The 24,940-nt window shown below is 44.3% G+C and carries 20 protein-coding genes and 2 tRNA genes; 3 read left to right on the plus strand and 19 right to left on the minus strand.

Features of this window, described 5'->3' with window-relative positions:
• Positions 1 to 1,156: 1,156 nt before the first annotated feature.
• The 11 genes from DWW90_RS16175 to DWW90_RS16225 form a co-directional block, all read right to left on the minus strand.
• Positions 1,157 to 1,450 carry a nucleotidyltransferase family protein gene (locus tag DWW90_RS16175; RefSeq protein WP_122345709.1) on the minus strand — a complete coding sequence of 98 codons (294 nt, stop codon included), beginning with the start codon at positions 1,448 to 1,450 and terminating at the stop codon, positions 1,157 to 1,159.
• A gap of 109 nt (positions 1,451 to 1,559) precedes the next feature.
• On the minus strand, positions 1,560 to 2,795 hold the full coding sequence (locus DWW90_RS16180; protein WP_122345710.1) for a Shedu immune nuclease family protein: 1,236 nt from the start codon (positions 2,793 to 2,795) through the stop codon (positions 1,560 to 1,562).
• Positions 2,796 to 2,892: 97 nt separating this feature from the next.
• The gene (locus DWW90_RS16185) at positions 2,893 to 4,092 is read right to left on the minus strand and encodes a site-specific integrase (RefSeq protein WP_122345711.1); all 1,200 of its coding nucleotides are present in this window, start codon (positions 4,090 to 4,092) and stop codon (positions 2,893 to 2,895) included.
• A gap of 101 nt (positions 4,093 to 4,193) precedes the next feature.
• A tRNA-Thr gene (locus DWW90_RS16190) sits at positions 4,194 to 4,266 on the minus strand.
• A gap of 39 nt (positions 4,267 to 4,305) precedes the next feature.
• The gene (locus DWW90_RS16195; RefSeq protein WP_115500633.1) at positions 4,306 to 4,767 is read right to left on the minus strand and encodes a hypothetical protein; all 462 of its coding nucleotides are present in this window, start codon (positions 4,765 to 4,767) and stop codon (positions 4,306 to 4,308) included.
• 68 nt (positions 4,768 to 4,835) lie between these two features.
• On the minus strand, positions 4,836 to 5,867 hold the full coding sequence (locus tag DWW90_RS16200; RefSeq protein WP_122345712.1) for a DUF6340 family protein: 1,032 nt from the start codon (positions 5,865 to 5,867) through the stop codon (positions 4,836 to 4,838).
• An 84-nt stretch (positions 5,868 to 5,951) separates the two neighbouring features.
• On the minus strand, positions 5,952 to 6,803 hold the full coding sequence (locus tag DWW90_RS16205) for a sugar phosphate isomerase/epimerase (protein WP_122345713.1): 852 nt from the start codon (positions 6,801 to 6,803) through the stop codon (positions 5,952 to 5,954).
• Positions 6,804 to 6,909: 106 nt separating this feature from the next.
• Entirely contained in the window at positions 6,910 to 8,877 is a 1,968-nt protein-coding gene (locus DWW90_RS16210) for a tetratricopeptide repeat-containing sensor histidine kinase (protein WP_122345714.1), read from the minus strand.
• A 26-nt stretch (positions 8,878 to 8,903) separates the two neighbouring features.
• Positions 8,904 to 10,889, minus strand: coding sequence for a HAMP domain-containing sensor histidine kinase (locus DWW90_RS20665; protein WP_199662206.1), 1,986 nt, complete (start codon positions 10,887 to 10,889; stop codon positions 8,904 to 8,906).
• 22 nt (positions 10,890 to 10,911) lie between these two features.
• Positions 10,912 to 13,539 carry a valine--tRNA ligase gene (locus DWW90_RS16220; RefSeq protein ID WP_122345715.1) on the minus strand — a complete coding sequence of 876 codons (2,628 nt, stop codon included), beginning with the start codon at positions 13,537 to 13,539 and terminating at the stop codon, positions 10,912 to 10,914.
• Between the two features lie 170 nt (positions 13,540 to 13,709).
• Entirely contained in the window at positions 13,710 to 14,312 is a 603-nt protein-coding gene (locus DWW90_RS16225) for a DsbA family protein (RefSeq protein WP_122345716.1), read from the minus strand.
• A gap of 320 nt (positions 14,313 to 14,632) precedes the next feature.
• Between DWW90_RS16225 and DWW90_RS16230 the strand changes: the two genes are divergently transcribed.
• The 3 genes from DWW90_RS16230 (at position 14,633) to mazG (ending at position 18,532) form a co-directional block, all read left to right on the plus strand.
• A complete protein-coding gene (locus DWW90_RS16230; protein WP_115500627.1) occupies positions 14,633 to 15,544 on the plus strand; it encodes an RluA family pseudouridine synthase in 912 nt (303 codons plus the stop codon).
• 20 nt (positions 15,545 to 15,564) lie between these two features.
• Entirely contained in the window at positions 15,565 to 17,652 is a 2,088-nt protein-coding gene (locus DWW90_RS16235; RefSeq protein WP_115500626.1) for a cytochrome c biogenesis protein CcdA, read from the plus strand.
• A 94-nt stretch (positions 17,653 to 17,746) separates the two neighbouring features.
• A complete protein-coding gene (gene mazG / locus DWW90_RS16240) occupies positions 17,747 to 18,532 on the plus strand; it encodes a nucleoside triphosphate pyrophosphohydrolase (protein ID WP_122345717.1) in 786 nt (261 codons plus the stop codon).
• 95 nt (positions 18,533 to 18,627) lie between these two features.
• On the opposite strand, the gene DWW90_RS16245 is transcribed toward mazG, so the two are convergent.
• The 8 genes from DWW90_RS16245 to DWW90_RS16280 form a co-directional block, all read right to left on the minus strand.
• Positions 18,628 to 19,095 carry a hypothetical protein gene (locus DWW90_RS16245; RefSeq protein ID WP_115500624.1) on the minus strand — a complete coding sequence of 156 codons (468 nt, stop codon included), beginning with the start codon at positions 19,093 to 19,095 and terminating at the stop codon, positions 18,628 to 18,630.
• Positions 19,096 to 19,143: 48 nt separating this feature from the next.
• The gene (locus tag DWW90_RS16250; RefSeq protein WP_122345718.1) at positions 19,144 to 19,533 is read right to left on the minus strand and encodes a hypothetical protein; all 390 of its coding nucleotides are present in this window, start codon (positions 19,531 to 19,533) and stop codon (positions 19,144 to 19,146) included.
• A gap of 46 nt (positions 19,534 to 19,579) precedes the next feature.
• Positions 19,580 to 20,131 carry an RNA polymerase sigma factor gene (locus DWW90_RS16255; RefSeq protein ID WP_122331867.1) on the minus strand — a complete coding sequence of 184 codons (552 nt, stop codon included), beginning with the start codon at positions 20,129 to 20,131 and terminating at the stop codon, positions 19,580 to 19,582.
• 159 nt (positions 20,132 to 20,290) lie between these two features.
• Positions 20,291 to 20,372: transfer RNA gene (locus DWW90_RS16260), tRNA-Leu, on the minus strand.
• A gap of 123 nt (positions 20,373 to 20,495) precedes the next feature.
• Entirely contained in the window at positions 20,496 to 21,086 is a 591-nt protein-coding gene (locus DWW90_RS16265) for a hypothetical protein (RefSeq protein WP_147382442.1), read from the minus strand.
• A 147-nt stretch (positions 21,087 to 21,233) separates the two neighbouring features.
• Positions 21,234 to 22,871, minus strand: a complete 1,638-nt coding sequence (gene groL, locus DWW90_RS16270; RefSeq protein ID WP_115500620.1) for a chaperonin GroEL — start codon at positions 22,869 to 22,871, stop codon at positions 21,234 to 21,236.
• 41 nt (positions 22,872 to 22,912) lie between these two features.
• Positions 22,913 to 23,182, minus strand: a complete 270-nt coding sequence (locus DWW90_RS16275) for a co-chaperone GroES (protein ID WP_005636683.1) — start codon at positions 23,180 to 23,182, stop codon at positions 22,913 to 22,915.
• A gap of 227 nt (positions 23,183 to 23,409) precedes the next feature.
• Entirely contained in the window at positions 23,410 to 24,840 is a 1,431-nt protein-coding gene (locus DWW90_RS16280) for a glycoside hydrolase family 30 beta sandwich domain-containing protein (protein ID WP_122345720.1), read from the minus strand.
• Positions 24,841 to 24,940: the final 100 nt, after the last annotated feature.

The raw sequence follows: 24,940 nt of genomic DNA on the forward strand, positions 1-24,940 counted from the left end.
CGATGGCAAAGAGGACGGTCGTAATGGCGGAAAACGCTCGAAAAAGAGGAAAAAGTCCCTTTTTGAGGTCAAAAAAGCGGATTAACATTTGTTTTGTTTCGGATGTCTTTCGAGTCTAAAAAATGCGTTTTATACAATAAGCCCCCCTGCCGCAGGCTCTCTTTGGGGGATATGTCAAAACGGCCCTGTTCCCGCGCTTGACGCGGGATCGCATTAAAACCGACCGTATAAACAACTGATTGATAAGGCCTGTTCTTTTGCGACCCCGCGTCAAGCGCGGGGACAAGGGACCTTTGACACACCGCCGTTGATAAGTTCCCGGCTTTGCCTCTAAGCTCTAAAACCGTTCGTTAAAACGAAACGGCAAAAGAGAGCCTGCGGCGGGGGCTTATTGTATAAAACGTGTTTTTCAGGTCTAAAAATAGGTCCTAATTCAAACAAATGTCAACCTACTTTTCAGCAGCCAAAAAGGAGCTTTTTCCTATGATCAGGCACCTTATCGCCATGAAGAGGGACTTTATCGCTCTGATCCGGAACTTTATTGCCCTGAAGGTTGACTTCATATAGTACGAAGTCAACCTTCAGAGCAATGAAGCGTTACTTCAAGGGAATTTTCTGCGCACCTCACAGCAACAAGCCCCCAAAATTTCCTTGTGATATTTGGAACGCCGTCCGTCTTCGTTCGCAAATATTCGATTCTCCGGGAGTTAAGGTTTATCACTTTACTGTTGTTTTCGGTTATCAGCAATCAAATTGCACGCTTTTTGGAATAGGCTCGGCATCTCATATTCTCTGTTGTCACCCGAGTGGGTTAAAACCGTGAAAAAAGTCAAACCAAAATCAATCAAGATTTCGGACGAAATAGAAAAACAGTCGAAACAGGGGGTTAATGTATATTTTTCAATTTGCAGAAGGTACAAACATAAGAATATTTGAATCAAAATAGCTGGCTTCGTAGGGGCAGTTCGCGAACTGCCCGGGTAGCGACGACGAGCATATTTGTTGACACGGAGGGCGGTTCGCGAACCGCCCCTACGAGGTCTGTTTGTTTCGCTTTTAACGACAATAACTATTACTTTCTCAAGAGAACCGACGGCCTACGCCTTAGAAGGGCGTTGGCCCTTAAATTAAATTCAAGATTATTTTATCTATAGCATCACACATAAATTCCCTCCTTCTCAATTCTGTTTCTCAACAGAGTATCCATGTGATCACGCAATCGGACTATATCGACATTACAACCGAATAAAGTTTGTAAATCTTCTTTTATGTGTACCAAGGCAAACATATTAGGTTTTGAAGTTTCTAAATAAACATCAACATCGCTATCTTCAGTCTGCTCACCCCGGGCTACAGAGCCAAATATTCCCATACGAGTAATGTTGTACTTAGATGCATTCATCTTCATATAGTCACGTAAAAGATTTATGTATTCTGCTGTTGATCTCATCTTTTCTCATTTGTTTCTACAAAGATATATATTCATGTGGCAAAACCAAATGATGGAGGGTTAATCCATTTAAAAGAAAAAACACCGGACCAAGTTGGCTATCTCTTCTTTAAATACTTGTTTCAGTCCTTGATGTCAAAGAACAAATAATTCTTTTCAAACGAATAATTAAATCATCATAAGTTACAACATCTATTATGTTTGCATATTTTCTTTTAACAATTTCCATATCTCTGATTTGCTGACTGTTCATATTTTTCTCTCTACCTAAAATAAGAAATCCTTTAGGAGAATTTATTTGTAGTTTAATATCTACAGGCAAAACATTCTTGTATTTTTTATTTAAGTCATCTTCGCCTTTTTTCCCTGACTTGATCAAGTTTATTATATATTTTTCAATTTGCATTACGGTATAAGTTACTTCTGTACATGGAATATAATTATCCCGATAAGTTCCTTTTCTAAGAATGGAATCTCTATTAGAGGGTCTCTTTATTTCAAGTATATCTACATTCCCATTTGTGTTTACCAACAAAATATCTATTTCTTTATGATTTTTATCTCCAATATAGTCTTCAATACGAACCTTGCTCAAGTATATAATGTATTGTGGATATAAAAGAAGTATAATCTTTGAAATTTGTTCTTGCCAACTTGACTCAATATATTCTTCTATTTTTTCAGGTTCAAGCATTTCTTCTAATTGATTAAGTATAATTCTATATTTGTGAATATCCAATTCAATAGCATTATCTATTTCTTTTGCGGTTCTAAAATAATGTCCTCTTTTTCTATATGATTCTAACTTTTGTGGATAATTTTTAATTATAGGTAGATGTTGCATGATAGATTGAGTAGACCTGGCCTTTATATATAATGAAAGCTCATATTCATTTGGAAAACCATTAATTATATCATTTAACTGTTCCCATGTTAGCAGCGAACCACTTTGTTCATCTCCAATCGTTATCTCTGCAATTGAGCTATTTATCTGCTCATCCAACAATTGAAAAACAGATGTTTTTTTATCTAAATGCTTTATCTTGAAATAATCAATATTTAAGAGAGGAGGAATCTGTCTTATTCTAAGATTACGAGAGCATGATAAGATACGACCTTCAATTAGAAAACTATCATTATCTTTTTTCCCAAAAATAAATTCATATGATACTTCTTGATCTTCGTTGATCATTGTTAGCAAATCATTTTTTCTAAAATGAAATGTTTTTGATATTATTACCTCTTTGTTCTCTTTAAAAGCTCTTCGAACCCAATCCGTATTTTGATAAGGGAAATAAGACATAACAAGTTTATCATGTCTTTTTGTATAGTAAAAACTAATCATATCCTGAAATTTTTATTATATTAACATCACAAAAATAATAGTTTTTCCTTCTTTTCAAAGAAATCCTGTTCCATCTTTTGAAACAGGATTCTTTTATTCAGAGCAGATTCTTCATCGCTTCATCCATCTGATCATTGCCAAAGCTATCCAGATAAATTTGTGTTACTTTCTCTGAACTATGTCCCAGTGCTTCACTTATCAAAGATGTGTTTACACCAGATCTTTTTAAGACAGTGGCGAAGCTATGACGAGCTACATAGGTTGTCAAGTCAATAGAAACATCTAACTGCTCTCCTATTCGTTTTAAAGTCTTATTGACTTTTGCTATAACCTTGTGTACCCTATTCACTTTTTGTTGCTCTGTCTTGTGGAAAGGGGATAATATTGGGAACAAATACGGATTGTCCTGTTGTTTATACTTTCCAATCAGTTCTACAGCTTGCGATTGCAATGGAACTTTGATTTGCTTCTTCGTCTTTTTGCGGATATAAACAAGCCTATTCTCCATTATGCTATCATCCGTCAATCGTGCTATATCCACAAAATTGATACCTGCCGTCAAATAAGAAAAAGTAAATAAATCAATAGAGAAACATTCAAGCTCCGTTTTTCCCTCATAATTCAACACCTTCAAAATAGCATCTTTTGAGATTGATCGCTTTGCAGGAATTTGGTTCAATTTGGAGACTTTAAACGTATCGAAAGGATAATATTCACGCTTCACTACCTTTTCATCTATTGCAAGGTTGTATATCACTCTTAAATGGCGGAAACGTGTACCTATTGTATTTATAGCAAGACCTTGCGCCTGCAACCACAACTCATACTTCTTAAGCCAAGTTACATCTACATCTGAAAATGGGATATTCAAATGCTTATTAAATTTGAGTAGTGAGTTCATAGTCAGTTTATACATATCTGCATACCTCAAACGATTGGCAGAAACAAGCTGTTGAATATACAAATCAAACATATCCTTCACAGTTTTCCGTCTGATAGGTTTATTAACCTTTTCCATTAAAGTTGTTGCTGTAAATTCATTTGCCATTGCTTTTAGCTCTATAACTTTATCTGCATAGGCTCTCTTTTTCTCTGCAATCAACTTTTCAATATACTCCCTGTTGGGACATTGGGCAGTTGGTTTATTCGCTTTGAAATCCCAATACTTAGGATTAAGTGAAATTCCAAGGCTCTCATATTTACGTTTTCCATCTTTACAGACACGCAACATCAAAGGCAACTCATTGTTTTTCAACACTTTAGACTTGTAGCATACGACATTAATTGTTGTACTCATGGTTTACATCTCAGTTTACATGACACGTGTAAACCCACGAAAAACACAGAAAAAAGCATAAAAAAAGCAGTTACCTAAAAAGATAACTGCTTGATTTTGTGAGCCGAAAGCCGGACTTGAACCGGCGACCTACGCATTACGAATGCGTTGCTCTACCAACTGAGCTATTTCGGCAGCATTTAATTCTTGAATGCGGGCGCAAATATAGTAAGTCTATTCGACATCTGAAAGAAGTTTGGCTAAAAAATCATCTAAATCTGCATCTAAATCTTTCAACAGAGGATCATCCAAGCGCAGATTTTCATCATCGAGGAAGAGAAGTTCCTCAATAACAGAGAAATCCTCATCCGTCAGGCTTACTGAAAACGGTTTCAGGAAACAGGGGTTATCAAATGCTTTTTTGGTAACCAGAACAGCAAGCACGGCTTTCAAGGTTGCAGCGACCTGCTGAGTGAACTGTTCGTCGTCACACGCTACATTCACCCAATCAAAAATGATAGTCTTTTCTACCAGCGCATCTTCTTCATCATAAATCAGCAGTTCTCCGCTCTCAGCATCTACCTGCACATACAGATCACTGTAACAGTTACCGGCTTCGTTCGCAGCGAGCTTATTGATAGCTGAATTGAAGGTCGTTTCTATGACAGCCTGGATCTTTGCATTGTTTGCACTCATATCTTATTATTTATTCTTTAATCGAAACGTCTGCCAAAAGTAATAATAATTCAGAGAATATCGGACTATTATTGTCCAAATTGCTTATTTAGTTTTTGATCGGACCGGATACGCCCGCCAAGAGCCTCAAGATACAGCTGTTGCATTTTCGTATATTTGTAATCCTGCCCCTTCTTACTATTAAAAAGATTATATGATTTAGTCGCCCACTCGAAGGCATCCGCCAGCTGCGTATTCATTTCATAATACAAGGCTAAATTAGAAGCAGCCTTTGCCCGTTCCTTCCAACTCGAAGAATTTGTATAGATATGCCGCCAGCGGAAAGCGGCTTCTTCCCATTTGTCAGACAAGGCATACGCCGTCGCTTCTTTCCAACGGGCACCTTCTCCTTTAAAGAACCAGCGGGTTTCATTTTCCCAGTGAGGGACGAAGTTCGGAGTTACCTTTGCACCGATATACTGTCCGGCAGCCCGGAGAGCTTCATCCGGAGAGGGCAAGTAGAGCTTCAGCAATTCCATATTGTCGGCACTCTCCGACCAAAAAACACTGTCTTCCATATAGACTGTCGCCAACGGATTGTCACGCCCGGGCAGGTAACTACGGACAACGCCGGAAATATGAACATCGACACCGCCTGCAACAAACCCTTCGGCAAAAGCAACCACATCCTTCTCCATCTGGAACAACAAGCGGTCGAAGGATATAATAGCATCCGTACCTGTTTCTTCACAAAGCTCTTTTACCGCTTCGGGAGTCAGCTTTTCATCCACCAGATGTTTACCATCCCGGCGGGTTCCGTCATGATAAAGCAGGACATCATTAAAGAAAGAGACATCGACAATCGATTTCCCCAATGAACGACAAGCGTCGAACAAAGCGCTGTCTGCACGGGCACGAGCTGTGTCCTGCACGGTTCCATACAAATTATAGGTATAGCCGGCGTTGTCTGGTTGAGGAACGGCGTTATTGACAACCAACACCTTGCCGACACTTTTAGGGAAAGTTACCTCGGCGGGATTATAAGTTTCTATTCCAATGTATTCAATAGTACTGCATGCCGACAACAAGCAGACTATTGACAGGTACAACAGTGTTCTCATCTTTTACAATTATGAATTATAAATTATGAACCATGAATCACAAGTCATGAATCATAATCCATAATTCATAATTCACAATTCCTATCATGCCATATCACAAACGGCTTTGAAATAGCCGATAGATTCAGCGATACCGAGGAAAGGATCTTTCATATCCTTCTCGAATTCAAGACTACACATTCCTGTATAGTTCACTTCGCGCATCATACGGATCAGCGCAGGGAAGTCGATCTTTCCGCGTCCGATTTCGATACCGCGTCCGGCTTTGGAAGAATCCGTCACATCCTTAATGTGCATATCGAACACACGGGTATGATATTTCTTCAGGTCGGCAACAGGATCGCAACCATTACGCAAATCGTGGCCGACATCCAGACACATACCGATACGCCGATCCAGGTCTTTTGTATGTTCCCAAACATCCGTTGCATCCGGATAAGTCTTGATATCAGGTCCGTGCAAGTGGATTGCATAGTTGAAGTCATACTCTTTTACTTTCTTGTCTACGTAAGGTAAAAGTTCGTAATTAGGTACACCTACTATCGTCTTCACTCCTACACGTTTTGCATATTCAAAACCGCGGTCGATTTCAGCCTCGCTCTTCATATAGATAGGACCGACGGCATATCCGGTCACACCATACGAAGCACATTTGTTGTGGAAAGCCTTGATCTGTTCGTCAGTGCTGTCCAGCGGCAAATGGAAATCCTTGATACAAAGATAATGAATATCCAGACGCTGCAAAGTTTTTAACGTAGTTTCCAAGTCAAAGTTCACAAATGTATATCCCGCCATTCCCAGATGGAAAGGATTGACTGCCTTTGCAGCCTTAGGCTTTACAGGATCGGGCAACCCGGCTTTAGCCATACTTGCCGTACCTAACAGGATAGCTCCTGCCAGCCCTTTCTTAAAAAAGGATCTTCTTGATTTCTCCATGATATTAAATTATGTGTTTGTATTATATGCAGCAAATATAGCTTTTTTTTGGTGTGCACGATAACATTTAAGAAAGAAATAAGGTCTTTAGCTGAAATTAATCAATTCATCTCCGCTGTAATTTCACGTAAAAGACAGAACCTTCGCCAACTTTCGAAGTCACACTGATGGTACCGCCCATTTTTTCAAGTAAGCCTTTACAGATTGCCAACCCTAAGCCGACACCCTTACTCCAGTCGTCAAGCTGTACAAAACGGCTGAAGATATGATCCAGTTGCTCTTGCGGAATGCCTTCACCCGTATCTTGCACGAAAAAGCAGACTTCGGAATCAGTCAGATTGTACCCAAAACGGATATAACCTTCTTCCGTATGCTTAATAGCATTCGTCAACAGGTTTGTCAGTACCTGTGTCAGACGATTACGATCCGTATAAAGCACGCAAGGCGGACATTCCGCAAGTTGCAGTTCAACATCTTCAGGCATTCTCATATGAATAACGTTATATATTTCGTCCATAAGAGCCGGTAAGTCATGTTCTTCATAGCTAAGCGAAATAGTATTCGACTCGATTTTCGAAATGTCCAACACATCCGAGATCAAGCGTTGCAATAAATCGTTATTATTTTGGATAATCCCCGCAAACTGCCGCCGCATATCCGGATCTTCTTCGTCAATCAACACCTGGGAAAAACCTACAATCGCATTCAACGGCGTACGGATCTCATGATTCATATTAGCAAGGAATGCAGATTTCAACTGGTCGGATTCTTCTGCTTTCTCCTTGGCCTTTTTCAGCTGGGCGCCATGGCGGCGATGCAGATGCACAAGGAATATCAACAGGCAGCAAAGAAGAACAAGTGCACCCACACCAATCCAGAGATAAAGCAGCTGCGTACGCCCCTTTAAGGCCTCCATCTCCATTTGCTTGTTCGCCAGTTCGAGTTTATCGACATTATGTTGTGTCCTCATATCGGCCAGTTCCTTGTAGTATTTGGTCGATGACAATGAATCATTCAGTAGCGCATATTGCCGATAGGTGACAGCTGCATCCTGATAACGTTTCGCCTCCATTAAAAGCCCTGCTTTATTCGCTAAAAGATCAATACAGGAAGACATAAAATTGGCTTGCTTATAATGTTCATACAACTCGTCATACAATGCTATGGCTTTATCATAATCACCCGTATGCTTGTAAAAATGGGCATAAAGTGTCTTAACTTCCAACACCCTGTTCCCCATTTTATATTTCTTAAATATCGCTTCAGCCCGTTGAATATGCGTCAAGGCCATATCATATTGACCTAATGAGATATAAGCTTGGGCATAACTACGATTCATTATATATTTAAGCGCATAAATGGGGTTTTCGTCATCCAGCTGTTCTATCCCTTCCGCATCACACTGGTCAAGATATCCCTTCAACATATTCAGGTACTCCAATTTCTTGTTCATATCGGAAGACTTGTTCAACAATTGGCGGATTATATTCACACGTTTAACCAAAGGCGCATTTCTCATCACCATCCCGGCCAACACCTCTTCATACAATGCCAATCCCTCCTTATCCAAGTTATTGGACAAATAGTAATCCGCCAATGCCTGGTTAGCCATATCGGCACCATCCGGATAGTCCAATTCCACAGACAGCCTTTTCAACGAATTGATGCTATCCAAAGCCTCTTTGTTACTTTTCGCCCTTACCAGGACATAAGCATACCAGGCTTTCATCCGGAACATTTCTTCCAATCTGTTTTGTTCGTACAATAAAGGAATAGCCTGCTGCATATAATAGACCATACTATCGATTTCACTCGAGTAATAATATCTGACAAGCAAGAAAAGAGCTGTTGCTTCATAGTGGGCATTTTGCCTCTTCCTGGCTTCATCCAGGAAATGTTTGGTATAGGTCAGACGATCAGCATATTCGACATGCCTCACTACAGAATCATACATCTGTTGCAAGAAAACCGTATCCATATCCGTTACCGATTGCCGGTTCGCGGGAAAAACCCGGTTTATACAACAAATATTACCCAATAGTATCAATATTACCCCCAATAAATGCTTTTTCATCAGTTTTCTATTTTTCTTAAATACGCTTATTCGGGCGGATCGTGAACAGGAAGCGTTACTGAAAACATAGAACCTTCACCCAATTTGGACTTCACGGTAATCGTTCCTCCCATTTTCAATATCAATCCCCTACAAATAGCAAGCCCTAATCCAACCCCTTTACTCCAATCGCTTAATTGGACAAAACGACTAAAAATACTTTCCAGTTTATCCTCGGGTATCCCTTCGCCTGTATCTTCGACATAGAACCGGAGATCATTTTCCAACGTTTCATACCCGAAACGAATAAACCCTTTTTCCGTATGCTTTATCGCATTGTTGAGCAAGTTAGTAATAATTTGCGTAAGACGCATACGATCTGTATAAAAATTTATAGCCGGACACTCTTTTAATTCCAGCGTAATACCCTCTGGCATACGCAGAAGCGTTGAACGGTAAATCTCGTCCATCATTTCCGGCAAATAGACATTGAAGTAAGAAAGAGTCATCGTATTTGACTCTATTTTCGACAAATCGAGCACATCGTTGATCAGGCGTTGCAGCAATTCATTATTGCTCTGGATAATTTTCAGATATTCCTGCCGCACTTCCGCCTCATCCTCATCGACCAGCACCTGGGAAAAACCGACTATAGCATTCAGCGGCGTACGGATTTCATGATTCATATTGGCAAGAAATGCCGATTTCATATTATCCGCCTCTTCGGCTTTCTCCTTAGCCAACTGCATTTGCTTACTGTACTTATGACGGGAATAGGTAATAAAACCGAGCGTACCGCAAACCAACAACAGAAGAATCAGCCCGCCTCCCATCATCATCATCTGTGAATGGGCTTTGGACACATCCAGTTCCATCTGTTTATTTTTCAGCTCCAGTTTATCCAAGTCATGCTGCGAACGCCAGTTGGCAAGTTCGCTGTAATACTGGCTCGATGTGACCGAATCTTTTAAGGCGATATAGTTCAGATATGTCTCTGTCGCCTTCATCCCCAAACCGGACTTATAATATATCTTCCCTTTATTTTCAAGCATTTCCAGGACAGCACTCTGCCGATTCGTCATTTTGAAATAATCGAGTAAGCTGTCGATTAAGACAAGGGCCTCATTATACCGTCCGACCAGTTGATAATAATAGACTTTGATATTACCCAACGTATATTTTTCTCTGGGCCAGTCATTCCGGTTTGCCAGTTCTTCTGCTTTTTCCAGATTGATCCTTGCCTTTTCCTTATCTTCCTCCAAATAAGCATCGGTAGCCAGGTTTCGATAATAAACATACCAACCATAGTCGAGAGAAGTCTCTTCATTCAATTGAGTCAGTCCCTTATCCTCGCACTCTTGCAAGCATTTTTCCATTCGTTCCAGAAACATGGCGCGATCATCCGGATCAAGGCCTTCATTCAATAAATTACGAAGTATATTAAACCGCTTGATAACAGGAGCGCCCCTATTTTCCATACCGATAAGAACCTCCTTATACAACAAAACCGCCTCATTCTTCAATCCATGCTTCATATAATAATTGGCCAAAGCCTGGTTCGCCATTTCTTCCCCTTCCGGGTAATTCAACTTTTGGGATAATTCGACCAACTCATGGATAGCAGGCATTACAGACTCCTGATTACCTTCGATCGATAACGAATAGATATTCCAAGCCTTCATCCGGCACAAATCTTCGTACCGCTTTTCCTTAATAAAAAGAGGTTCTGCCTCTGCTATATAATAACGCATACTATCCGGCTTATTCGCATAATAATGCCGGACAAGGAAATAAAGCGCATTTGCCAAACAACTGTCGTTCCGCTGGGCAATCGCTTCGTCATAAAACCATTTGACACACACGCACTCATCTTTAGCATAATTCTGAGCAGCCAATTCATGCAGGCGATCCAGCCTTTCCTTTGCCGGAAGGGCCATTAAAACAGAACGCAAGCTATCCGCCCCGCTGGTTGCATGCAACGGGACAAAAGCTTGCGCCAATAACAATAAGGTTAACCAGAGGAGATGCTTCATCTGATTATGTATTTGTTGAAGCCTATTTCTTCAAAGCGGCAATACTTTCTTCGATAGACTTGATTTTACTTTCCGCGTCGGCCTGTTTCTTTCGTTCCATCTCGATCACCTTGGCCGGAGCTTTACTTACAAAACTTTCATTACTTAGTTTTTTCATGACAGAAGTCAGGAAGCCTTGCTGGTACTTCAGTTCGTCCTGAAGCTTAGCCAACTCTTCTTCCACGTCGATCATATTACCCAATGGAACTGCATACTCCGTCGTACGCACCAGGAAAGAAACGGCACCGGCAGCTTTCTCTTCCGTACGGGAAATGGACGACAGGTTACACATCTTGGCAATCACAGCGTTGAAGTGGTCATTATGTTCACCCAGCATCTGCAATTCCAGTGTTTCCTTATTCGGTATATTTTTCTGGAGACGTATCGTACGCACTCCACCCACAATTTCTTTTGCAATCTCGAAATCTTCCAGATAAGCGTTGTCAACAGGAGCGACCTCCGGTATCAAAGCCACCATCAGGCTCTCGCCTTCCTTACGCGGCTCTAACGCCTGCCACAATTCCTCTGTGATAAAGGGCATGAACGGATGAAGCAGACGAAGCAGGGCGTCGAAGAAACCAAGTGTTGATAAGTAGGTAGACTTATCAACAGGTTGTTGATAACCCGGCTTAACCATCTCTAAATACCAGGAAGAGAACTCATCCCAGAAAAGTTTGTAAACAGCCATCATCGCTTCGCTCAGGCGATACTTGCCGAACAGGTCGTCCATCTCGGCAATCGTCTTATCGAGCTGCATCTTAAACCACTTAACGGCAGTAGCCGATGCCTCGGGCTGCGGTATATTCTCGTCTACCGTCCATCCTTTGATCAGGCGGAAGGCGTTCCATATCTTATTGTTGAAGTTACGTCCCTGTTCGCACAACGCTTCGTCGAACGGAATATCGTTTCCGGCAGGCGCAGCCATCATCAAGCCCATACGCACACCGTCAGCCCCGTACTGTTCGATGAGCAGCAACGGATCGGGCGAGTTGCCTAATGACTTGGACATCTTACGACCTAACTTGTCGCGCACGATGCCGGTGAAATAAACATTCTTGAACGGCATCTTGCCCCGGTACTCGTAGCCCGCCATAATCATACGGGCCACCCAGAAGAAAATGATGTCCGGTCCTGTCACCAGGTCGCTGGTCGGATAGTAATAGTTGATCTCTTCGTTGTCCGGCTCGTTGATACCGTTGAACAGGGAGACAGGCCACAACCAGGAAGAGAACCACGTATCCAGCACGTCTTCATCCTGACGCAAGTCGGCCATCGTCAGCGCCTTGTTTCCGGTCTTTTCCTTTGCCATCTCCAAAGCCTTCTCCGGAGTCTCGGCTACCACGTAGCCGCCTTCGGGCAGGAAGTAAGCCGGGATGCGGTGTCCCCACCAAAGCTGGCGGCTGATACACCAGTCCTTGATGTTCTCCATCCAATGGCGGTATGTGTTCTTGAACTTCGGCGGATAGAACTTGATGTCGTCCTTCATCACCGGTTCGAGTGCGATCTGTGCCAGATGTTCCATCTTCAGGAACCACTGCATGGACAACTTCGGCTCGATAGGCACGTTGGTACGTTCGGAGAAACCGACTTTATTCTCGTAGGCTTCCACCTTTTCCATCAGTCCGGCTGCTTCGAGGTCTTTCTCGATCTGCTTGCGGACGTCGAAACGGTCCATGCCGACGTACAGGCCGCCGGCTTCGCTGATCGTGCCGTTGTCATTGAAGATATCGATAGAAGGCAAGTTATATTTCTCGCCCAGCATATAGTCGTTCACATCGTGCGCCGGAGTCACTTTCAGGCAACCGGTACCGAACTCGATGTCTACATAGTCGTCTTCGATTACAGGAATCACCCGGTTTACCAGCGGAACGATCACCTTTTTGCCTTTCAGCCAAGTGTTCTTCGGGTCGTTCGGGTTGATACACATGGCGGTATCGCCCATGATTGTCTCCGGACGGGTAGTTGCCACGACGGCATAGCGTCCTTCGGCATCGCCTTCCACCTTGTAGCGGAGGTAATACAGCTTGCTGTGTTCTTCCTTATATATAACCTCTTCGTCGGACAGGGCAGTCAATGCCTGCGGGTCCCAGTTGACCATGCGGACGCCGCGATAGATCAGTCCTTTCTCGAACAGGTCGACAAAGACCTTGATTACGCTTTCGGAGCGCAGTTCGTCCATCGTAAAGGCCGTGCGGTCCCAGTCGCAGGAAGCGCCGAGTTTGCGCAACTGTTTGAGAATGATGCCTCCGTGCTCTTCCTTCCACTCCCAGGCATGTTTCAGGAAGTCTTCGCGTGTCAGGTCGGCCTTCTTGATGCCCTGCTGTGCAAGACGGTTCACGACTTTCGCTTCCGTCGCGATGGAAGCGTGGTCCGTCCCCGGCACCCAGCAAGCGTTCTTTCCCTGCATGCGGGCACGGCGAACCAGAATATCCTGAATGGTATTGTTAAGCATGTGTCCCATGTGAAGCACGCCTGTGACGTTTGGGGGCGGAATGACGATTGTGTACGGCTCACGGCCATCGGGTTTCGACTTGAAAAAGCCGTTATCCAACCAATACTGATACCACTTACCCTCTACTTCTGCGGGATTGTACTTACTTGCAATTTCCATATTGTCTTGTTCTTATTTTATCTTTATTTAGATTCAGGCAAAGCCCTCTCCTTTGGGGTGCAAAAGTACAAAAATAATACAGATAAGTATAACCTAAATAATATTTGTTCTACATTAAGTCACCCATAAACCAAAATTCAAAGACTTAAAGTTTATTCAAAACCATTGCTCTACGCTTCGGCCGGAATCGGCTGGAACAAATATGCGTTCCCCACAAACGTCCGCTCCAACTTCCCTTCCGCCGTCATCCGTTTCAGGTCGGCGGCGGCTTTCGTCTTTCCGCAGCGGCAAAGCCCGCGATAGATTTTGCCAGAAATATAGGGATGCGTCTTCAGGTATTCCATTGTGCGCGCCTCACACTCTTCGGACGAGAAGCCGGCCCGTTCGCTCTGCTGCGAACGCTCCAAAGGCATCGTTCGCAGGCGGTCGCGCAGTTCGGTTGCCGAACGGAACGTCACATCCTGAAAATGCACCGACTCGGCACGTATCTCCTTCTTATCCAACACCGGACGGGCTTTCAGCGAGACACTAAACGTCCCGATGCCTTCCAACTCGATGTTCTGACCGAACATCAGCGCGTCGACCATCAGGTCTTGTACCAACTGCAACATTCCTGTGATATCTGCCGACGAGAAGGACGAACGTCCGCGGGCGCTGGTGATCAAATCTTTCAAACGGACTGTTTTCCAAGGGGCGAAACGGGGATAAAGAGGTTGTTTAATGTCCGTTTTCCCCATACCCGGACGGCGGACCAACTTGTACTCTGCTGACATTTTGTTTATCTTTTAAGTGTTTTCACGTTATCTATTAGCTCTTTCTCTATGGTATCTTAGCTCTTTCCTTGTTGTCCGTTAGTTGTCCGCTTGGTGGCGAACGATCGTTCGCTTGCCGCCGGACGATCGTTCACCGCCAAGCGGACGATCGTTCACCGGGCGGCGGACAACTAATGGATGCTATACAAAGATACAAACTATACCGAAGAAACGGTTAACATATATAAAGAAAAAGCGTAATATTCTATTTCCCGCCGTCCCGCTTGCAGCATTGCGTAAAAGCCAGTATCTTTGTGAGCTATCTATATATAATAAGGAATATGATAAAACGCTCACAGCAGAGAGGCACAGATAAGAACAGAGTCCCGCGCGGACGCAAAGTAACGGTGAAAGAAGAGGGCACATTGCTCCCTTTCCTGTTCAGTCTTTTAAACGAACAGAGCAAGAGTTCCGTCAAGGCACTGCTCGCTCACGGACAGATTTCGGTCAACGGGAAGGTGACCTCCCAGTTCGACACGCCGCTTGCCGCGGGCGACGAAGTGACGATCAGTTACGAACGGGGGAAAGTGGAGTTCAACAATCCGCTGCTCACGATCGTTTGGGAGGATGACGACCTGATCGTGGTAAACAAAAAAGAAGGACTGCTCTCGGTGTCGAGTACGCGCGTGAAAGAGCGGACGGCTTACCACCTGCTCAGCGAGTATGTGAAGAAGTCGGACCCGCGAAACAAGATATTCGTCCTTCACCGCCTCGACCGCGACACATCCGGCTTGATGATGTTTGCCAAGAACCAGCAGGTACAAAAGGAACTGCAAGGGAACTGGAACGCAGCCATCACGGCGCGCACATATGTAGCCGTAGTGGAAGGACGGCCGGAAAAAGACGCGGACCTGATCGTCTCGAACCTGACGGAAAATGCGCAGATGCAGGTCTACGTCACGGCTGAAGGCGACGGCAAGGAGGCGATCACACGTTACCGCCTGCTGCACAGCAACGGGTCTTATTCCCTCCTCGAGCTCGACCTCGAGACGGGCCGCAAGAACCAGATACGCGCACAAATGCAGTCTATCGGCCACTCCATAGCCGGCGATTACAAATATGGAGCGGAGACAGATCCCACCGGACGGCTGATGCTTCATGCCCGACGGCTTTTCTTTATCCACCCGGCGACGGGTGAAGAGATGCGTTTCGAGACGCGTATTCCCGATAAGTTCACATCTTTGGCAAAATAAATAAAAACAGAAAGAATAGTATGAAGAAGCTCATGAGTACCTTGATGTTAGTGCTTGTCGCACTGACCGTGCAGGCACAGATTCTCCAGCCTGTGAAATGGAAGATCAAACTGGAAGACTCCGGTTCGGCCGAAAAGGAAATCGTATTTACCGCTACCGCCGAAAAGGGCTGGCACCTGTACGACCAGGATCTGCCGGAAGGCGGACCGGTCTCGACCTCGTTTACGTTCGAGACGCTGAACGGAGCCGAGTTGATCGGCAAGCCGACCTCGTCCGTCAAACCGACTGTCGTCTACGACGAACTGTTCGCCATGAACCTGCGTTGGTATCCGGGCACAGTGTCGTTCACGCAGAAGATTAAAGTGACCGACCCCGCCAAGTTCAAGGCAGAGGGTGAGGTTGAGTTCATGGCCTGCAACGACGAGACTTGTCTGCCGCCCGACCGCGTGGAGTTCTCGTTCGACAAGAAAAACATAAAGATGACGGCTGCAGCCGAAACGGCGCCCGAAACGATCCAGGAAGATCAGGAAAAGACCGCCGCCGCACAGCCCGATAGCGAAAAGATTACGGAAGATGTCACTACACCGGTGGCCTCTGCTCCGGCTGTAGACAAAAAACCGGTTGATAATTCTCCGGCCAAGATATCCAACGAACTGACCAACGACGCGGCTCTCTGGACGCCGGTAATCGACCAGATGAAAGCATTCGGCGACACGACAGTTTCCGCTACCGACACTTCCTGGCTGTTTATCTTCTTCGCCGGCTTCCTGGGTGGTTTGATCGCCCTGCTGACTCCGTGCGTATGGCCGATGATCCCGATGACGGTCAGCTTCTTCCTGAAACGGACGAAAGACCGCAAGAAGGCGATCCGCGACGCGGTGACGTACGGGCTTTCCATTATTGTGATTTATTTAGTGATGGGATTGCTGATTACGGGTATATTCGGGGCAAGCGCGTTGAATGACTTGTCGACAAATGCGATCTTCAATATCATATTCTTCCTGCTGTTGGTGGTATTCGCCATCTCTTTCTTCGGAGCATTCGAAATGGTGTTGCCCTCTTCCTGGACGAATAAGTTAGACACGAAGGCGGATTCGACAACGGGGATTATCAGTATCTTCTTTATGTCATTTACGCTGGTGCTGGTTTCTTTCTCCTGCACAGGTCCGATTATCGGGACGTTGCTTGTACAGGCGGCTTCGATGGGAACGGCTGTCGGGCCGGCGATCGGTATGTTCGGTTTTGCATTGGCTTTGTCCATTCCGTTCAGCCTCTTCGCGATCTTCCCGAATATGCTGCAAAGTATGCCGAAGTCCGGCGGTTGGCTGAACTCGGTTAAGGTCGTATTAGGCTTCCTCGAACTGGCATTGGCGTTGAAGTTCCTTTCTGTAGCGGACTTGGCTTACGGATGGCGCTTGTTAGATCGCGAGGTGTTTATCGTGCTTTGGATCGTAATCTTCGCGCTGTTGGGTTGCTATCTGTTGGGCAAGATTAAGTTCAGCCACGACAGCGACCTGCCGTATGTATCCGTGCCGCGCCTGTTTATGGCAATCATCTCGTTCGGTTTCGCTGTTTATATGGTTCCGGGTCTTTGGGGTGCTCCGTTGAAGGCGATCAGTGCGTTCGCTCCTCCTTTGTACACACAGGATTTCAACTTATATGAAAGCGAAGTGCATGCTGCCTACGACGACTACGAGTCCGGCATGGCGCGTGCCAGACTGCTGAACAAGCCGGTTATGATCGACTTCTCCGGTTTCGGTTGCGTGAACTGCCGTAAGATGGAAGCTTCTGTCTGGACCGATCCGAAAGTAAAACAGCTGTTGGAGAACGATTATGTCCTGATCACCCTGATGGTGGACGACAAGACGAAGTTGCCCGAGCCGATCACAATCGAGGAACATGGCAAGACGCGTAAGCTGAAAACCATCGGCGACAAGTGGAGCTATCTGCAGCGCAGCAAGTTCGGAGCGAACGCCCAGCCGTTCTACGTCCTGCTGAATGCCGACGGTGAACCGCTCGGCCCGTCATACGCATTCAACGAAGACGTATCCAAATACGTCCAGTTCCTGCAAAACGGGTTGAAAGTATTTAAGGAACAAGGGAAATAATTTGCCAATAGATCAATGTGCCAATATGCCAATTAAGAAGAGACACTTTCCAATTGGCATATTGGCACATTGACACATTAATACATTATCTATAATGGCTACGAAACAAGAAAAGATGGAAGCCTTCGGACAGTTGCTCGACATACTGGACGAGCTTCGCGTAAAATGTCCCTGGGACCGTAAACAGACCAACGAAAGCCTTCGGACGAACACAATCGAGGAGACTTACGAATTGTGTGATGCCATCATGAAAGATGACAACAATAACATTAAAAAGGAATTGGGCGACCTGCTTCTGCACGTTGTCTTTTATGCCAAGATCGGCGAAGAAAAGGAGGCGTTCGACATCAAGGACGTATGCGACAGCCTTTGCCAGAAACTGATCTACCGCCATCCGCACGTTTTCGGAGACGCACAGGCAGACACAGCCGGCAAAGTCGAACAAAGCTGGGAACAACTCAAGCTAAAGGAAAAAGGCGGTAACAAAACCGTACTCGAAGGCGTCCCTGCTTCTCTGCCCTCTGTCGTTAAAGCCCATCGCATCCAGGATAAGGCGCGCAACGTAGGCTTCGACTGGGAACAGCGCGACCAGGTTTGGGACAAAGTCCACGAAGAATTTACCGAACTGAAAGCAGAAATAGACAAAATGGATGCAGACAAGATGGAAGCTGAATTCGGCGACCTGTTCTTCAGCCTGATCAACGCAGCCCGCCTCTACAAGATCAATCCGGACAACGCCCTGGAACGCACGAACCAAAAGTTTATCCGCCGTTTCAACTATCTGGAAGATCATACCATCAAAGAAGGCAAGTCGCTGAAAGAAATGTCTTTGGAAGAAATGGACCGTATCTGGGATGAGGCAAAATCGAAAGGGCTATAAAAAACAAAAGGGGAACCGACATCACGTCGCCACCCCTCCCTTAACTTAAACGCCAAAACTAAATCTAAACAAAAAACACAAATAATGATAATATTTTATTTCTTTTTAATCTCTTCTTTCTTATCTCCGTCTCTCATAAACTCTCGTGCGAACTTTCCTTCTGCACGCTTGTATTTGTAAAGCTTCTTAGGAGATAATATCTTTTTAAACTTCTCGTAATACTCCTTTTCCAGTTGTGCTTGCTTCATGTCCACGCTCACACACTCATCGATTACCTTCAGGTAGTCAGCATCGGTAGCATTCTGATTGTGCCTTAAATCTTTGGATAGTTTACGACATTCACGACCGGCCTCAAACATCTTTTCCTGCAGTTCGTTACAAAGAGGAATAAACGCTGCTGCCTCTTCGGGGGTCAAGCCCATTTCTGCCGTAATAAAAGCATTTTTCTTAGCAAGAAATGCTTCTCTATCAAAATTTCGATGCTGTTTCCCACTTTGAGCGTGAGCACTGAATGAGAACACAACTGAACACGCCACAAATGTAATAAAAAATATTTTATTCATACAAGTATTATTACAAAAATATTTTGTCAAACTTATTTTTTCTTCATTTTATTCGATATCTTCCATTTCTTCTGCCAATATATAACCGGCATACTGCTCTTCCAGATACTCCAAGTACTCTTCGTCCTCGGCCGCTTGCAGAGCGGAAACTACTTTAGGAGACACCTCTGTTTTCACGAGTAATGAGTCCGTTTTAGCCGCCTGATCCTCCGGTCCGACCAAAACTTTAAAGAACAACCCCAGTCCGGCAAAAACTGCTGCCATATATAACCAGGGACGAACACGGTCCATCAAGGAAACTTTTTTCACCTCCTTTTCAGGCTCTCTTTCGGGAAGCTGACTCATGATGTTCGCCGTCAACCCTTCCATATACCCTTTGGGCACGGTGAAAGGATTTTTCCCTTTAAGACGGTCCAGATTATTTTGTTCTATTTGCATATCATCTCTCTTTTATGTTCTTTTGACAAATGGTAATACGAAAGGTTTAAACGTCCTTTGTTAAAAACTCCTCTACTTTTTTCACGGCATGATGATAAGAGGCTTTTAAAGCGCCTACAGAAGTTCCGAAAATCTCAGACATATCCTCATATTTCATATCGTCAAAATATTTCATGTTAAACACAGCCCGTTGCTTCTCCGGCAATGTCAGGATCGCTTCCTGCAACTTCATCTGTGCGGCATCCCCATCAAAATACTCGTCCCCTTTCAGGCGCTCCAGCAAAAAAACATCCGTATCATCGATCGAAACGTTATTCTGCGCACGCTGCCGGTTCAGGAAAGTAATGCATTCGTTTATCGCAATCTTGTACAGCCAGGTCGACAGCTTCGCCTCTCCCCGGAAATAGTCGATATTCGTCCAGGCCTTAAGGAATGTATTCTGCAATAAATCGTTAGCATCGTCATGGTCCAATACCATTTTCCGTATCTGCCAATACAACTTCTCCCCATAGAAGTTAACAACCTGCGCAAAGGCATCACGTTGATGTGCCGGATCACGTAATTGTTCTACTATCTCTTCCTCTATATATTGTTGCATTCCTACTACTCACTAATTTGGGGTAAATATAAGAAAATAATCGTTATCTCCCTCTCTTCATTCCAATACAGACGGAAATTATCGATCAAAGTTTAATTATGCATTATACAACAAGGCATAAAAAAAGCGGACAACTTTTACAAGTTATCCGCTTTGAAGTGCCCAGAACAGGACTCGAACCTGCATGCCTCTCGACACACGCACCTGAAACGTGCGCGTCTACCAATTCCGCCACCTGGGCCTTTCAACACTTTTCAGCGAAACAATCTCTCTCGATTGCGAGTGCAAAAGTAACTGTTTTTTTTGAATTACCAAACGCTTTGACAAAAAAGAATGACAATTCCCGTCACTTTTTTGGCAGGCTCTACTCTTTTATATCTTCATAATGAAAAGTTCCATCTCCTCCTCTGTAAATCCGGCCTTTCCATTTTCCTTTAGATTGTTTTTGCGATCCGGTAACTTTATCTTTAAAAGTCACTACATAAGTGACTGTCATAACATCCCATCTTTGTTTCCACTTACATGTTAATCGCGTATTACCGGGAACCGATATTGAAGATTTTGACACATAGTCCGGATCGCAATACTGTACAGTATCGGCATACAGATATTTTTTTGTATAAAAAATCTTACCATTCATTATCTCAGATGGCGTTGAAACTTTTACAGAATCACCTTCTGCAAGTAAGAATGCATTCACGTCATCACTCTGAAATAGTGATTCGTTCTTTAAGTCTTCTTCATCAGAAATAGTATATGTCATTTCTGAAAGTGCACCATTATCAATCACACGCGACATCCCATCTACCAATTCAGACTGGACGCCATCGCCTTCTTCCAAGCTATACTCAATACTGGTCAATACATATTGCGGAACACTGGGCAACTCTTCATTATCCTTATCACAAGCGGAGAAAAGGAACAAGCACAAGACAAAAGGTAATAATCGTTTCATACAGTTTAATTTTAAGCTGCTCTAAAGATACGAAGAAATAGTAATCATATCTCCCGCCCTTATCTCTTTAACCATGATTAACAAAAGAAAACGGCCACCTCCCTTTCGGGAAGCAGCCGCTTTTTGATTTATGCTTTATGGGAAGAATTACATCATACCGCCCATGCCACCCATACCCGGGTTCATAGCTGGAGCTGCAGGAGCTTCTTCTTTCTTTTCAGCGATCACACATTCTGTAGTCAGGAACATACCTGCGATAGAGGCTGCATTTTCCAAAGCTACACGTGTTACCTTAGTCGGGTCGATTACACCGGCAGCACACAAGTTTTCATACTTGTCTGTACGAGCGTTATAACCGAAGTCACCCTTGCCCTCTTTCACTTTCTGAACAACTACTGCACCTTCTTTACCAGCGTTGGCAACGATCTGACGCAACGGTTCTTCGATCGCACGTTTAACGATTTCGATACCGGTTGTTTCATCTTCGTTTTCACCCTTCAGACCTTCCAGAGATTCGATAGCACGGATGTAAGCAACACCACCACCAGGAACCGTACCTTCTTCGATTGCAGCACGGGTTGCATGCAAAGCGTCGTCTACACGGTCTTTCTTTTCTTTCATTTCTACTTCAGAAGGAGCACCAACGTAAAGGACGGCAACACCACCGGCCATCTTAGCCAGACGTTCCTGCAGTTTTTCTTTGTCGTAGTCAGAAGTCGTATTTTCGATCTGAGTTTTGATCTGACCGATACGAGCCTGGATAGCAGCTTTGTCACCGGCACCGTTAACGATGATAGTGGTATCCTTATCTACTGTAATCTTTTCAGCAGTACCCAGCATATCCATTGTAGCACCTTCCAGCTTCAAGCCTTTTTCTTCAGAGATTACAACACCGCCAGTCAATACAGCGATATCTTCCAGCATAGCTTTACGACGGTCACCGAAGCCCGGAGCCTTAACAGCACAGATCTTCAAAGAACCACGCAGACGGTTTACAACCAAAGTTGCCAATGCTTCGCTATCGATATCTTCAGCGATGATCAACAGAGGACGACCACTCTGAACTGCCGGTTCAAGGATAGGCAGCAAGTCTTTCAATACAGAAATCTTCTTATCGTAGATCAAGATATACGGATTTTCCATCTCGCATTCCATCTTTTCCGTATTCGTAACGAAGTACGGAGAGATATAACCACGATCGAACTGCATACCTTCAACAACATCAACAGTTGTTTCAGTACCTTTTGCTTCTTCTACTGTGATAACACCTTCTGTTTTCACTTTCTGCATAGCTTCTGCGATCAGCTTACCGATAGCTTCGTCGCCATTTGCAGAAATCTTAGCTACATGTTCGATCTTTTCGAACTGGTCGCCTACAGCTTCAGACTGTGCAGCGAGGCTTTCTACTACTTTAGCAACAGCTTTGTCGATACCACGTTTCAGGTCCATCGGATTAGCACCTGCCGTAACGTTCTTCAGACCGACACCGATAATGGACTGTGCCAGAACTGTAGCAGTTGTCGTACCGTCACCGGCATTGTCATTTGTCTTGGAAGCCACTTCCTTCACCAACTGGGCACCCATGTTTTCGAACGGGCAAGCCACTTCAACTTCTTTTGCTACCGTTACACCGTCTTTTGTAATGTGAGGAGCACCGAATTTCTTTTCGATGATCACGTTACGTCCTTTCGGGCCCAGTGTTACTTTTACTGCATTAGCCAGTTCATCCACACCTTTCTTCAGAAGGTCGCGGGCATCCATATCGTATTTAATCTCTTTTGCCATAGTAATATATATCTTATAATTGTATTGTTATTAATAATGAATTAGATAATAGCTAAAATATCAGACTGACGCATGATAAGATATTTCTCACCATCCAGTTCGATTTCTGTTCCTGCATACTTGCCATACAGTACAGTATCACCATTCTTTACAACCATTTCTTCATCCTTTGTTCCGTTACCTACGGCAACAACTTCACCTTTTAAAGGTTTTTCTTTTGCTGAATCGGGAATAATGATTCCGCCAAGTGTTTTTTCTTCTGCTGCAGCCGGCTTAATCAGCACTCTGTCTGCTAATGGTCTAATGTTCATCGTTGTATGTTTTTTAATTGTTAATAATATTACGTTTATCTTGTGCTTTCTTATCGCACGTAAATGCCTATGCGAATACTGTGCCAAAATTGTTATCCGGAAAAAGACTGCCAATTTTGCACTCAGGACAGGCAGACAATGCAAATATGTCTGACAGGATGACCACCCTGCCACAAAAAAACGAACTTCCCCATTACAACAAGAGATGGAACGAGGAAGTTCAACTATCAGTCTATTAAAATAGTAGAAACGGATTGTGCCGGAAGTTCCGGTCGATAGACACGGTTTCCTATCCGGATAGAGACGGTGCGGCTGTCATTACTCTCATTGGCCAATGCCACGACAACACTTTTATCAGGATTCACGAAAGCAAGCAGATCGGTAAAAGAACCGTCTGTTTCCACCTTGCGGGCACCCGGCTGGACATAATGGCTCAGATGTTTCATCATATAGTATTCAGGAGTAAAAGAATAGGTCTTGCTTGCCGGATCGACCACAACCAGAGAATTCTGCGCCCATCCCCAACGACTGATACCGCCTTTTTCAAGCGAGATATTCCAATACATATAGGCAGAAGCGCCGTGATCCAGATAATGCCGCATCAGGTTCCAGGAATAGACAGCGCCTTTCCAGTCATTCTGCCCGTCGCCACACTCCTGTTCCGTCTGGTAAAGTTTCAGTTCCGGATAACGTTCATGTATTCCTCCTATCGCACCCTTCCCGGCCCATTGGAAACCGACGCCTTTCACGTATTTACGGCAGGCAGGATCTGTCAGGATCGTGTCCACCAAGGCCTCATTCTTACGCTCCATCGTTCCGAACATCACATCCACCTGCTGTTTCTCCATTGCCGGTCCCAAGTAATTTCCGACAAAATCAGCCAAGGAGGCCGCTGTCCAACAGCAACTGGGAAATATCTGGGCCGAATTAAATTCATTCTGCGGCATAACGGCAAAGATATGGATACCTTGCTCCTTGTAAGCCTCTATAAATTTGGAAAGATATAGAGCATAAGCCCGCAAATAAAGTGAATCCTGGATAAACATATCCTCCCCTTCATGGCCAACTTTATCGGCAGGCAAGCCGTTCCGGTATTTTTCATCATACGCTTCCCCGGTATAAGCGGAAGCATAATGTTTATTGTGCTTCATCCAGGAAGGAGGACACCAGGGAGAAGCCCAAAGACGCAAATCCGCATTATATTTCTGAGCATTCCGGATAAAAGGGATCAGTGTCTGGTGATCATTCGCAATCGTAAAGTTCTTCATTTCAAAATCACCGTCCGTTTCATTATACGAATACCAGTCACGGGAAAAATCATTTGCCCCGACCGGCATACGGCAGATCGTAAAATTAGCACCATATTCCGGAAAGAACAGTTCTTCCATGATGCTCTCGCGGTCTGCCGGATTGAGACGGCTCAAAGAAATCCAGCCCAATTCGTTAAAGCAAGCTCCAAAACCATCGATTGTCTGTTGAAACTTATCTTTATGTATCGTCACATCGATTGTCCGGACCGTATCGGCCGAAGCAGACAACAAATCCGGTTGTTCCTGCCAGAAAGCAGTTTCCGTCGTTGTCACCCAAGACGCACGAGGCTGAAAGGTACAAGACGACAGCAGTAAAAGGATTGAGAGAAGTAAACAATGATTTTTCATAATGATCTGTATCTAAAAAAGAAAGAGAGTATGCAATAAATCCACCTCGTTCCCGCGCTTGACGCCATAGCCGTCAAGCAAATCGAAGTAAGTGTTGTAA

This window comes from Parabacteroides sp. AF17-28 (assembly GCF_003479205.1).
GTDB lineage: Bacteria > Bacteroidota > Bacteroidia > Bacteroidales > Tannerellaceae > Parabacteroides > Parabacteroides acidifaciens.